The organism is Clostridium bowmanii, assembly GCF_018861315.1.
GTDB lineage: Bacteria > Bacillota > Clostridia > Clostridiales > Clostridiaceae > Clostridium_AD > Clostridium_AD bowmanii.
In genome coordinates, this window is the sequence record NZ_JAHLDL010000003.1 from 37,707 (window position 1) to 51,415 (window position 13,709).

14 protein-coding genes are annotated in these 13,709 nt (G+C 29.4%); 1 reads left to right on the forward strand and 13 read right to left on the reverse strand.

Annotated features, from left to right (window positions below; genetic code table 11):
* Positions 1-25: 25 nt before the first annotated feature.
* The 11 genes from rfbB to KPL51_RS02575 all read right to left on the reverse strand — a co-directional run bounded on the left by rfbB (position 26) and on the right by KPL51_RS02575 (position 10,812).
* Positions 26-1,078: a dTDP-glucose 4,6-dehydratase gene (gene rfbB / locus KPL51_RS02525; protein WP_216156888.1), complete on the reverse strand. Its 1,053-nt coding sequence runs from the start codon at positions 1,076-1,078 to the stop codon at positions 26-28.
* A gap of 2 nt (positions 1,079-1,080) precedes the next feature.
* Positions 1,081-1,650, reverse strand: coding sequence for a dTDP-4-dehydrorhamnose 3,5-epimerase (gene rfbC / locus KPL51_RS02530; RefSeq protein ID WP_216156892.1), 570 nt, complete (start codon positions 1,648-1,650; stop codon positions 1,081-1,083).
* Positions 1,651-1,668: 18 nt separating this feature from the next.
* Positions 1,669-2,604 carry a glucose-1-phosphate thymidylyltransferase RfbA gene (rfbA, locus tag KPL51_RS02535; protein WP_216156895.1) on the reverse strand — a complete coding sequence of 312 codons (936 nt, stop codon included), beginning with the start codon at positions 2,602-2,604 and terminating at the stop codon, positions 1,669-1,671.
* Between the two features lie 42 nt (positions 2,605-2,646).
* Positions 2,647-3,246, reverse strand: a complete 600-nt coding sequence (locus KPL51_RS23915; RefSeq protein WP_280526752.1) for a DapH/DapD/GlmU-related protein — start codon at positions 3,244-3,246, stop codon at positions 2,647-2,649.
* 155 nt (positions 3,247-3,401) lie between these two features.
* On the reverse strand, positions 3,402-4,526 hold the full coding sequence (locus KPL51_RS02545) for an acyltransferase family protein (RefSeq protein WP_216156898.1): 1,125 nt from the start codon (positions 4,524-4,526) through the stop codon (positions 3,402-3,404).
* Between the two features lie 72 nt (positions 4,527-4,598).
* Entirely contained in the window at positions 4,599-5,657 is a 1,059-nt protein-coding gene (locus tag KPL51_RS02550) for a mannose-1-phosphate guanylyltransferase (protein ID WP_216156900.1), read from the reverse strand.
* A 52-nt stretch (positions 5,658-5,709) separates the two neighbouring features.
* Entirely contained in the window at positions 5,710-6,864 is a 1,155-nt protein-coding gene (locus KPL51_RS02555) for a glycosyltransferase family 4 protein (protein WP_216156903.1), read from the reverse strand.
* Between the two features lie 40 nt (positions 6,865-6,904).
* On the reverse strand, positions 6,905-7,915 hold the full coding sequence (locus KPL51_RS02560; RefSeq protein WP_216156906.1) for a WaaS/CpsH family glycosyltransferase: 1,011 nt from the start codon (positions 7,913-7,915) through the stop codon (positions 6,905-6,907).
* A gap of 6 nt (positions 7,916-7,921) precedes the next feature.
* Positions 7,922-9,088: an NAD-dependent epimerase/dehydratase family protein gene (locus tag KPL51_RS02565; protein ID WP_216156909.1), complete on the reverse strand. Its 1,167-nt coding sequence runs from the start codon at positions 9,086-9,088 to the stop codon at positions 7,922-7,924.
* Positions 9,089-9,186: 98 nt separating this feature from the next.
* Entirely contained in the window at positions 9,187-10,038 is an 852-nt protein-coding gene (locus KPL51_RS02570; protein ID WP_216156912.1) for an NAD-dependent epimerase/dehydratase family protein, read from the reverse strand.
* Between the two features lie 150 nt (positions 10,039-10,188).
* Complete coding sequence (locus tag KPL51_RS02575) at positions 10,189-10,812, reverse strand: sugar transferase (RefSeq protein WP_216156915.1); 624 nt, start codon at positions 10,810-10,812, stop codon at positions 10,189-10,191.
* 606 nt (positions 10,813-11,418) lie between these two features.
* On the opposite strand from KPL51_RS02575, the gene KPL51_RS02580 reads away from it, so the two are divergent.
* A complete protein-coding gene (locus KPL51_RS02580; protein WP_216156918.1) occupies positions 11,419-12,204 on the forward strand; it encodes a nitrilase-related carbon-nitrogen hydrolase in 786 nt (261 codons plus the stop codon).
* 283 nt (positions 12,205-12,487) lie between these two features.
* Here KPL51_RS02580 and KPL51_RS02585 read toward each other — a convergent pair whose 3' ends face one another.
* The gene (locus tag KPL51_RS02585; protein ID WP_216156921.1) at positions 12,488-12,952 is read right to left on the reverse strand and encodes a hypothetical protein; all 465 of its coding nucleotides are present in this window, start codon (positions 12,950-12,952) and stop codon (positions 12,488-12,490) included.
* Positions 12,953-13,062: 110 nt separating this feature from the next.
* Complete coding sequence (locus KPL51_RS02590; RefSeq protein WP_216156924.1) at positions 13,063-13,332, reverse strand: DUF1294 domain-containing protein; 270 nt, start codon at positions 13,330-13,332, stop codon at positions 13,063-13,065.
* Positions 13,333-13,709: the final 377 nt, after the last annotated feature.

Genomic DNA, 13,709 nt, shown 5'->3' on the forward strand with positions numbered 1-13,709 from the left:
GCTCGCTTTTATTTTATCACATAAATTATTTTTCATACATATTGTTATAATAATTCTGGTATTCCCCTGATGTAATATTATTCATCCACTGTTTATTATCTAAATTCCATTTTATTGTCTTTTTTATTCCTACTTCAAATGTAGTTTCAGGTTGCCATCCTAACTCTTTTTTTATCTTAGCTGGATCTATTCCATATCTCATGTCATGACCTTTTCTATCTTCAACATAAGTTATTAGTTTTTCTGTTATCTCACTATCTACATTTTCATTTAAATAATTTATAACAGTTTTAACTATTTGCATATTAGTTCTCTCGTTGTGTCCACCTATATTATAAACTTCTCCCACTGTACCACCATTTATAACCATATCTATAGCCTTACAGTGATCTTCAACGTATAACCAATCTCTTATATTCATTCCATCGCCGTAAACTGGTAGCTCTTTATGATTCAAACAGTTATTTATTAGTAATGGTATTAATTTTTCTGGAAATTGGTATGGACCATAATTATTTGAGCACCTAGTTGTATTTACAGGCATTTTATATGTATCAAAATAAGCTTTAACCATTAAATCTGCGCCTGTTTTACTTGAAGAGTATGGACTATGTGGATCCAGTGGTGTAGTTTCAAGAAAGAACCCTGTGGTGCCAAGTGATCCATATACTTCGTCCGTTGATACTTGCATAAATTTCTTGCCTTCTTTAAATACACCGTTAATTTCCCATGCATTCTTTGCTACATTTAAAATATTTACTGTACCTAAGATGTTTGTTTTAACAAATATCTCTGGCTCTTTTATGCTTCTATCTACATGTGATTCTGCTGCGAAATTCACAACATAATCAATATCATTATCTGCAAATATCTTTTCTACAAATCCTTTGTCACATATATCTCCGGCAGCAAAAGAATAGTTTTTATTATTTTCTATATCTTTTAAATTTTCTAAATTCCCTGCATAAGTCAATTTATCTAAATTTATAATCTTTATATCTGAATATTTATTTAACATATAATGTACGAAATTTGCACCTATAAATCCAGCTCCACCTGTTACTAAATAAGTCTTCATAATTAATTGCACCCCTTATATTCGAATGATATTTCTAAGTCTTTTAGTTTCTTTTGCAACTTATCCTTATCTGATAATAGAATCTCTTCTATACCTTCTAGTGGCCACTCTATAGCTATATCTTCATCATTCCACAATATACCACTATCATACTCAGGAGCATAGAAGTCTGTACATTTATAGTTAAACACAGCAACATCTGACATGACTAAAAATCCATGAGCAAAGCCTTCTGGTACATAAAATTGTTTTTTATTTTCCTCGGTAAGAATTACTCCTTCCCATTGTCCAAAGGTGGATGAACCCTTCCTTAAATCTACAGCTACATCAAATACTTTCCCCTGCGTAACTCTAACTAATTTACCTTGAGTATGTTTAGTTTGAAAATGAAGTCCTCTAAGTACTCCACTGTTAGACTTTGATTCATTATCTTGAACAAATTCCATAGTAAGTCCTGCTTCAAAGAAATCATTCTTATTGTAGGTCTCCATAAAATAACCTCTATTGTCACCGAAAACTTTTGGCTTTATTATATATAGATCTTTTATCTTAGTTTCTATAAAATTAAACACCAATAACTCCTCCTCTATCTATTGTAGCTCAGCTTCTACTTTTGCTTTAGATTCTATTTTTGCTTTAGCTTCTAATTTAGCTTTATCATAATCGTCAGCAATCCGTATTAAATATTTACCATATTCTATTTTCATTAGTGGTTTTGCTAATTTTAAAAGTTGCTCTTTATTTATAAATCCATTTCTAAAAGCTATTTCTTCTATGCACGCTACATATAATCCTTGCCTGGTTTGAATTGCTTCAACAAAGTTAGCTGCGTCTAGTAGTCCTCTGTGAGTTCCTGTGTCAAGCCAAGCCATGCCTCTTCCAAAAAGTTCAACTTTTAAATTACCACGCCTTAAGTATTCATTATTAACTGCTGTTATTTCTATTTCTCCTCTATTGGATGGTTTAATGTTTTTAGCAATCTCCACTACATCATTATCATAGAAATATAATCCAGGCACTGCATAGTTTGATTTTGGATTCATTGGTTTTTCCTCTATGGATAATACGTTATTATTACCATCAAATTCAACAACACCAAACTCCGTTGGACTACTTACATGATATCCAAAAATAGTAGATCCTGCTTCTCTGTCCACTGCTCTTTTTAATCTTTCACTAAATCCATAACCATAAAAAATGTTATCGCCTAAAACTAATGCTACTTTATCACTGCCTATAAACTCTTCGCCTATAATAAAAGCATCTGCAAGTCCTCTTGGCTCTTCTTGAACAGTATATTGCAATTTAAGTCCTATATCACTTCCATCACCTAATAGCTCTTCAAAAGTAACTATATCTCTTGGCGTTGAAATAATTAATATTTCTTTTATACCTGCAAGCATTAATACTGATAATGGATAATATATCATTGGCTTATCGTATATTGGTAGTATTTGCTTTGATACTGCTTTGGTTACTGGATATAGCCTCGTGCCGGAACCACCAGCTAAAATAATACCTTTCATAATTTGCCTCCTTAGAAATTTTTATATAAAATCACAATTTAATTAAATTTTCATCCATTGTTTTGCAACACAATTATATTTTTTAATAACCCTAGCTGGCATTCCAACAGCTATGCAGTTACTAGGAATATCTTTATTAACCACTGAATTCGCTCCAATAATACAACCATCACCAATATTAACTCCTAATAATATGCAAACATTTTCTCCTATCCATACATTATTACCTATTGATACAGATTTAGTATTAAGTGGTCTCTTATCTGGCTCAATATCTGGTGATGAATGCTGCACATTACCTGAATAATCTCCATGATTACTATCACTAATAAATATCTTGGATGCCATAAGGCAGTTATCTCCTATAGTGACACTTTCACCTGCTGAAATGTGAACGTTATCGCCAATCTTGCAATTTTTACCTATTATAAGTTTTTTTGCTCCACCTTTTCCTGTATCAAACATTTCTAAACGACAACTATATCCCGTAGTAAAGCCTTCACCATACTGTAAAAGCTTTTTGCCTCTTATAAATATTGGAGTGCGTATTAATCGTGCTCCCTTATAAAATATTTTAGTATAAACAAGTGATATAGCATTCTTAAATATTTCACCAAACCCATATCCATTTTTCATAACCATACACAGCCCCTTAGTTAAATCTTCCAACTCTTTATTTAATGCTTCATTAAACTACTTTTTTTTGCTAAAAGTTATATCATCTAATTAACTTAGTATATCATAAATTTGAAAACGAATTTCATCCCTTTATTTTATCTACAAAAGATCAAACTTACTTAGCATGCACTCAATTTTTTAATGAGAAATTTCTCTAATAATGTTGGCTTCCGTTCTATAAATAAATATAAAATATATGCCACCGCCAAACTTAATGCAAATGATATCAAAACTAATAAAAAGTAATTAATCCATGGTACACTCGTAAATATATCCGTAGGAACGTATTCTTTTAGATATCTTAATACTAGGTAGTGGACTAAATAAAATGAATAACTAATTTTACCAAGATTGCTAAAGAGTTTATTATCAAATATTTTAAACAGTGAACTCATTTTTTTATTAATAAACCAAACTGAATGAAGTGTGAAAATTAAAACTATAAATAGTAAACTAACTAAAATATTCTCAAAATGTAAATTTAAATATGAAATTAATATAATAGAACCCACAACGAAAATCACTAATATTTTAGAATATTTGTTTATGAATCTTATTTTAGAAATATTTATATCCTGAAAAAAATAGAACATGAATATTCCAGCCGAAAAAGTAAAAAGCCAATTAATAGGTGAAAAATATAGCCATGAAAAAGTTGTTGTATCAATAGCACCTTTACCTTTTAGAAACTGTATTCCTAAACTAAACAGGAAAGAAATGAGTAAAGTAGCAACGAATAATGCCAATGTATTTTTAGATGTTAAATGTTTTTTAAACTTATACGGAATTAAGATTAAAAATGAAAATATGAAAGTATCGAAAAGGAACCACTCTACCCCTAAAATATTATTGTAAATATCTTTGTCTAATCCATATAAAAAAGTAAAGTGCATAAGCATATTACTAGATGTTATGTTAAGTTCATTTTTCATTACTATAAGACTTAAAATATATGCAACTAATAACACACAATAAAAGGGTACTGCTAATCTAAAAAATTTTCTCGCTACATATTTTAAAAAGAAATTTTTTTGAGCAGTTTTATTCATAAGACTTCTAAATACAGTATATCCACTAATTATAAAAAAAATTGCAACACCCAACCGGCCAGTATATAGTAATTGTTCAATAGAAAAGGGCAGTGATGTAATCTTAAACAAAGAAAAAAGCATTGTACTATGGACAAGAAATACTCCTAGTATGGCTATTCCTTTGCATGAATCGAGATAATCAATTTTCCCCATTGTTTCCTCCTTGTGTTGGTTTTATAAAAAAATGCTCAAATACACATTTATGCATTTGAGTGTTTTACTCCTTCATAATATATCTACCTTATCTCTTAATTCACTTATATTATCTAAATCACTTTTTTTACAAAGTAATATAAAATCATCTGTTTCAACTGCAAATATATCATCTAGCCCTACGGTTATTATTGGTTTATCCATAGCTAAAATAAGATTATTATATCCTTCTATGTTTTTTACATTTCCTAAAAACACATTATTATGCTCATCTTTTTTTCTATATCTTTCTATTGCATTCCAACTACCAATATCATCCCATCCAAAATCACAAGGGATTACATATATTTCTTTAGCATTTTCCATAATGGCATAATCCACTGATACAGACGATATCTTACAGTAATTTTCAGTTAATTTATATTCATAGTCTTCCTTTAAAGATATAGCAATTTCTTTCAATATTTCATAAGTGTTTTTCAAGTATCTTTTTGTTAAACTCAGAATAGTTTTAGCTTTCCAAATAAACATACCACCATTCCAAAGATAATTTCCATCTTCTACATAAGTTCTAGCCTTCTCTAAATCAGGTTTTTCTACAAACCCATCAACTTTACAAATAACTTCATTGCCAATTTTATGTTGTCCATTTTTAACTGCCTTTATATATCCATATCCTGTTTCTGGTCTATTAGGTTTCATTCCAAGGGTTACTACTGCCTCTTCATTATCTTGTATAAAGTCATAAGCATTCTTTATAGTTTGTCTAAACTTTTCCTCATTTATAATAAGATGATCTGAAGGTAATACCACCATGGTAGAATCTTTGTAAAACTTTTCTATATAAAAAGCTGAAAGTGCTATACATGGCGCAGTATTTTTACCTACTGGCTCAACTATAATATTTCTAGCTGGCAATTCAGGTAACTGCTGCTTTACTAAGTCCACATAATCTAACGCCGTTACTACAAAAATTCTTTCCTCAGGAATTATATCCTTAATTCTATTAATAGTCATCTGTATCATTGTTTTCTCACCTAAAAGTTTTACAAACTGTTTGGGCTTTTCATCAGTTGAAAGAGGCCAGAATCTAGTACCCTTACCTCCTGCCATAATTAGTGCACACAGCATACAATTCCCCTCCTCTACTCTTTTATTATTGTTTTACTCTTTTGTTATTGTTTTATTTCTCTGCAAAAGTTTTTTCAAACAATTTCTTATAATGATTTGCTGCATTTTCTACAGAATATTTTTCAATCAACTTTTCGTTAATGCCACTTTTATAAACAAAACCCTTGACTATAGTTTGTTCAATTACTTTTGACAAATCATCTGCATCAGTAGGGTTATTATAATAAATAACCTGACCCATAGTTACCTCTGGCAGGGAAGTACATCTTGTAGTTATAACTGGTATATTCCTATACATTGCTTCAACTGGTGGCATTCCAAACCCTTCAAATAGAGATGGACTCACAAATACTTTAGCATTATTATATAGTAAACTAAGTTCATCGTCCGATACAAAACCAGGAATAACTACACTATCTTCTATTTTGTTAGCTGCTATTAATTTGACTAAATCATTAGTCGCCTTGTCTCTCATTCCTACAAGTACTAATTTAATGTTAACATTTCCGCTTCTTTTTTTATAAATACTAAATGCATTTATAAGTGTTGGAATATTTTTATGGGGCAATAATGATGCAACTGATAGTATATAATTTTTCTTAACTAATCCTAACTTATTAGCAAAATCATCAAAAATAACATTATCCTTGGTTTCAAATTTTTCAAAATCTATTGGATTATATATTACCTCTAAGTCACTCGGATTAATATTTTTAAAATTTTCTATTATATCTTGTTTAACAAAGTTTGATATGCAAATATTTTTATCACTTTTCTTAAAGCTTAGCGGGTATGTAAAAGAAAACAATACCCTCTTAGAAAAAGAAAAATTCTCTTTAAAATGTTTGTATTGGATGTCATGTACATTAGATATTATTTTTATTCCCTTAATATTTTGTATACATCTCACATAGGTTGGGAAAAACATTACATCTATCTTATTATTTTTAATAACCTTTGGTAACTTTGTACTTGTATATAGCACCCTATTAAATCTTATTGTGTTATCAAAATCACATATAACTATTTTAAAATTCTCTTTATCAATATTAAAACATTTATAATTAGATTTAGTTGCAAATATGAAATACTCATTTTCATTATCCACACATTGTAAACCTTTTATCAAATTCATAAGGTAACTTCCAGTTCCTGCTATTTCTCCTGGGATAATATATAGTCCATCTATTCCTATTCTAATTCCCAACCTTAACACATCCTATTTATTATATTTATATATTGGTAACCTATATAAAATAATTATTATTTCTTTCATTTATAATTGTTTCTACCCAGTTATGCAAACTATATTTTTTATAAATATCCTCACTAATAGGTACATATTTATTATTAATAAATTCTTCTATTTCATCTAAATTATTCTCGTTCATTACAAATATATTATTTTTATTATAAAAATCATATTTCACAATATTTGTATTGGTAGTAACCATCTTTCTTTTAGCACCAAGAGTCTCAATAGTTCTCATTGTCAAACCACTTTGCATGTTATGTTGCATATCAAATACAGTGTTTGATTTTCTAAGAACTGCTAGATTTTCTTGTTCAGATAGAGGTTTAAATTTAAATTCATTTCTCTTTGCATCTTTGAATTCAGGTTCAGACACCTTATTGTATAAATACTGTAGCTTATTCAAAAACATATACGAAAATATTCGAATACCCTTTGCTTCTAATTTTGGAAACAACTCGTGCATTGTTTTATAACGATTAGGGTGAGATGTACAAACACTTACAATGTCGTATTCTCTTTCAGAAACCTCTTCCTTACCTAATTCTTCATATTCCTTACAGTAAAATAGCGGCATAAAAGCCAGTTTTCCTATTTCATTGCAATCATCTAAATCGAAAGAATATGCCTTATCAAAAATTGGTATCAATTCTTTGCTGTTTGGATACAAATTCAAAGAATCCCACATATATAAAACGAATCTAGCTGATTTTTGACTATCCCTCAATTGCCTTATCATTAATGGAGTAAACACTTTACAGTTTACAATAAATACTAAATCATAGCTATTTTCCTTTGTTTCAGACAAAATCTTATCAAAATACCTTTGAATTATGAAATTCATCAAACTCTTTTTAATTTTAATAATTCCCTTAACAATAGATCTTTCACTTGGTCTGTCATTATAATAGTCAACGCAGTAACCCTGCTGTTTAAATTCTGAAACAATGCTCTTATGATAATTAAATATTGGAGTACCAATATATAAAACCTTCTTATTACTCATATCCGTTTACCTCCTGCCTTGAATCAGCATTCCAGTTTCTTTCATTTCATCTATAGATTGTTCAAAAAGACCATCTGATTTTTCTAAACCTTTTTCTTTGTTTTGTAGCTTTACCCATGTTGTAAACTCTTCCATACCTTTTTCAAATGTATATTTAGGTTTAAATTCACATAAGTCTTTAGCTCTATTTGTATCTGCAATATTATGCCTAATATCGCCTTTTCTAAAATCTCCTGAAATATTTATTTCTGAATCTGATGCATATAATTTTTTAAATGTTTTTGCTAATTGCATCACTGAAATTTTTTCCCCAGTTCCTACATTGATATGCTTATAGTCCGTAGCAACGTTTTCAAGTGCGTTACAAGTAATAGCTGCAACATCACTAACATGAACAAAGTCCCTACTTTCTTTGCCATCCTCAAAAATATTCAAGTTCTGATTTTTAAGTAGTAGCTTAGAAAATATAGAAAGTATCCCAGTATATGGGTTGTCAAGAGATTGTCCTGCACCGTATACATTTTGATATCTAAATATAGTATATGGTAAATCCATTGTGGGGCACATTACCTCAAGCATTTTTTCCTGTGCAAACTTTGTATATGCATAAAAAGAGATGGGTGTTAATGGGCATTCTTCTGTTGTATTTCTTAATTCAACTTTTCCACCACATATAGGGCATTTCACTTCAAAATCCCCACTCTTCATATCATCTATATCCCTTGATTTAGGAACAACAATTCCATGCTCTTCACAAAAATACATACCCTCTCCATATACAGATCGTGATGAAGAAAGAATTATTTTCTTGATAGGCAACTTATTTTTCAATATAACTTCTAGTAAATTTGCTGTGCCTTTGATATTAACATCCGTATATCTATTAATTTCATACATAGATTGACCTGTTCCTGTTTCCGCAGCAAGATGTATTATATAATCCACACCAATAAGCGCCTTCTCTACATCCAAACTATTTCTAACATCACCTTGTATGATGCGCGATTTATCTTTTATATTTTTATAAAGATATGATTCTTCATAATTACTTCCATGAATTTGCTCCGAAAAATTATCAAGAACAACTATCTCATGCTTCCCTTTTTTGTATAAGTTATCAACTACAGAATTTCCTATAAACCCGGCTCCTCCAGTTATTAAAACTTTACTCATCTTTTCTTGTCTCCTCTATCAATTTATAATTTCATATAATAGGATTATTACTTTACTAAAATAATATTCATAAATTTCCTACGTGCTGTATGCATGAACTAAACTCCCAATTTTTTAGGAGTCAGTTCAAGTATTTTCTTTATTTTATTATTGTCTCCCCATACAGCTAAGGAATCGTATTCTCTATCAGGAAATGCACCATATTGTAATTTTATCTTAAAATTCTTTTTTTTAATAAATTCTTCAACTTTTTCTGCAAGTGAAATTGGGTTTCCCGAGCAACAATTAATTATACCCCTAATTTCTGTTTGTGTAGATGCAGCAACTATTTGCTCCGATAACTCTTCCACACTTATAAAATCATATTTATTTTTGCCAGTAGTAAATGGGAATTTATCTTTACCTTCCATTTCCATTTTAGTTATTTTAGAAAATATTGAGTTACTTTTTAAATCATCACCAGTTATATAGTATGCTCTTAACCATTGAAAAATCATTTTGTCGTCTTTCGCACGCAGTTCTATAGCCTGCCTTAAACAATTCTTAGCTATACCATATAATGAAGAAGGATTAGTGGGTGAATTTTCATCAATAGGTCCTTCCCAATATCCAACCTCATGCATTGTACCCATCACTGATAAATGCGTAAGACCTCCACTAATCATATTACTTAGAAATGTATAATGATTATATAAATCTTCAATATGAGTTCCTGAATTATGAACAAATCCGTTTCTCCATGCCATATGAATACATATATCTGGTTTTCCTAGTTTATCATATATATCCTCTTCTCCATTAAATATAGGTGTATATATTTTATTAGCCCTCTCATCTACTCCGTCAAATCTAAAATCACAAGCATCCACGTTAAACCCACAATCTAGCAACGTTTTTACAATATGGCGCCCAATATATCCATTGGCACCTGTAACTAATACCTTTTTCATATATCATTACTCCCTCTATATTATTCAAATAAAATATAATATGATTCTGCTGTTCTATTTATAAAACATCCACAAAAGAATCCATATATGCTAATCATTTTAATGGATTTATATCCGAACACATATCACTTATTTTAGCTTTCCCTTAATTTATGCTGGATAATCTTTAGACCTACGCATTTTAATTTCATTATCATTTATGCTTTTCAGTTCATTATCATTTACTCCCTCTGCTTTTATAACTTTAAATACCGTTCTATATAATATTTTCACATCAAGTGCCAATGATTTATTATTTAAATAATAAACGTCATGCACTGTTTTTTTAAAATCATCATTATTATCTCGTCCATTAATTTGAGCCCATCCAGTAACTCCTGGTAATAATGCATGAACTTTTGCTTTTGTTCTCATTTCCTTAAGTTCATATTGATTGTATAAAGCAGGTCTTGGTCCTACAAAAGTCATATCCCCTTTAAGTATATTAATTAATTGTGGAAGTTCGTCTAGACTAGATTTCCTTAAGAATTTTCCAATTAAAGTTACATAACCTTTTGAATTATCAAGTTTATCAGTTGATACATCAGGAGTTCCAATTTTCATTGTCCTAAATTTATAGAATTTAAACAATTCATTATTTCTACCTATTCTCATCTGATCGAAAAATACCGGTCCTTTTGAAGTTAACTTTATCATTATTCCCACAATCAAAAATAATGGTGATAGTAACACTAAAATAAGCAAACTAATTGTACCGTTTAAAAATTTATCCATAATATCCTCCTGTTTTTTATTTATTTATTTTAAAATATAGTCAATATATATGCCAAGTCTATTAGTACTTTAACACTTAGATTATTTTGGCTTGTCCAATTCTTCCAAAGCTTTCAAATTATCTTCTTTTTTTATAATTCCATTGATTTGCTGTAGTCAACAGAAATGTTGTTTATAACTAATTTCTTTATCTACAACAAAAAAATTATATAAACTATATATTTATTATATCAAGTTTCGACAAAATGTGTGATAATTTTTTGTTAATTTTCTATATAAAACGTTTTATTTTTCAAATTACTGATTTTTTAGTTCTAGCAATTCATTTAACTCCTTATTGTACAATAAATCAAGTCAAATTTATTGTTAGTTCAGTAATATACTGGTATGTTTTAGAACCCACGCAAAAAAACATTAGTTATGAACTCCTTATTTTTTATGTATTATATTAAATTTTTGAATATGATTTAAATTTAATTATTAATATCCATATAATGTACAATAAAGTCCACTGGCCATTAGATTCTCTTAAATAATATTGGTTTCATATCAATATTATTATATAATATGAGTAGATATAAAATGAATATAAAAGGGGTTGATAATATGAAATTAGCACTAGCCCAATTAGATATTGCTTGGGAAGATAAACCCCAAAGCAAAGAAACCGCAATACAATTCATAAAACAAGCAGCTGATGAAAAGGTAGATATGATACTCTTTCCTGAAATGACTTTAACAGGCTTTTCCATGAATACTGTTTTTATAGGAGACACCAATAATGAAACCATAGAATTCTTCAAGAAAATCAGTAGTCAGTTTAATATTTTAATAGGCTTTGGATATGTAGAAGGCATCACTAATAGTAAAAATAATTACTCTGTAGTAGCGCCTTGCGGGGATGAACTTGTAAATTACACTAAAATTCATCCTTTTTCCTTTGGAGAGGAAAGTGAATTTTACCAAAGTGGAAGCCAAATAAACACATTTAATGCTTTTGGTTTTACTATAGCCCCTTTAATCTGTTACGATTTACGCTTTCCCGAAATCTTTCAGGTAGCTTCAAAAACTGCTCACCTAATTACTCTTGCAGCTAACTGGCCAATAGAGCGTCGCCAGCACTGGATTACCTTATTAAAAGCAAGAGCCATAGAAAATCAATGTTATATAGCAGGCATAAACCGAGTTGGAGAAGGAAATGGATTAACCTACAGCGGTGACTCCATGATCATAGATCCACTAGGAAATATAATAAGTAGTTTATATATGGACGATGGTTTGATTATAGCTGATATTTGCCAGGAAAACGTAACTCAGATTAGAGAAAATTTTAGACTTAAAGAAGATAGAAAAGATGGGTTGTATTGTGCTATGTATTCAGATAATATTTAGCACAACTTAATTGAAATATTTTTTCAAAAATCTAATAATAATAGTAAATTTAGATTATTTTGTTAGTGAATAAGTTAATAATATTATATATTTTCATATAATTTATTTTCAGACAATTAAAAATTTATCCACAATTTAAGCAAAGTTATCCACTTAAAGAGGATAACTTTGCTTAAATATACATTTAAATGCCATAGAATTCTAATATGTCCATTTTTTATAACAATTAATTCTCTTTATCAGAATAGTTATACACAGACACGAAATAAGTCTAAATATAATTCTACTGTGAAAGCTTCTTTTTCGCCATGAGCAAATCACTCTCATTATTGAATTCTTTCATGCCAATATACTCATTTTTTTCACATACATCTTCAACCTCATTTGAAACATGATTTATATCATTTTTTATTTCTTTAACATCTTTTGAAGTGTCCTTTACAGCTAATTCTATAACTTCAATCTTTTCGCTAAAGTTTTTTACTATATCATTATGAGCCTTTTCATCTTGCTCCATATGAGACTTTTGTGCTTCTGCCATAGTTTCAACTTTACTTGTTAAGTTCTCTAGTAAAATAGTATTTTTATCTAATCTATTATCTATACCATCTAATCTATTGTCGATAGCCACTAATTTACTGTCCAACCTATTCTCTAAAGCTCCTAATTTACCGTCCAATGTATTCTCTAAAGCTCCTAACTTACTGTCTAACATTTTACTAAACATTTCCATGGCTTCTTTGTCCATACCATTGCCACCTTTCTGTTATATCTTGTTTATCTTGTGTATTCTGCAATGCAATATTAATTTCATTATACCCTCAAAAGGTAAGAATTTCAAAGCTTAAATTATAAGACTTACAACAATTTATAAATATATGTAAAGAATATAAATAACTCAACTATAAGTATTAAAGGTATTCCTATAACAAACTTTTTATGCTTGGTTTTATGCCTAAATAACCGCATACCCATAAATATTCCCAAGGCCCCAAAAGCAATAGCAATAGTAAAAATAGTACTTTCTGGTGTTCTCCATCTTCCCTTTTGTGATTTTTTCTTATCTGAATACATAACGAAAATTCCGTATAAGTTTATAGCTATAATATAATACAATAAAAATTTCATGTGTTCTCCTCCAATTGAATTCTAGTGATTTTTGAACCTGTCCAGCTACTATTTTGGGTAACTTTGATATTTGCAATGTCATCCTACCAAATCTTTTTAGCCGTAGGCTACGGATTTTGCTCATCACTACCTTTGAATGATACATGTAAAAACAGCCTATCGGCTAAAAGATTTTAGGAGTAGATTCGTTGAATACAATTCGAATTTCCTGTTTTTCACGAAACCTTCACCTTTACATCTCCCACAGGCTAACTCTCAACATAATTGTATGAAATTTCTCCGGAGTTAATTGCAATAAGAAGCGAAGAAACTATTGAAATTCGATTTAGAAATTCTTCTTTTGATGATATAAAATTCTCGTGACCCTGACAGGACGT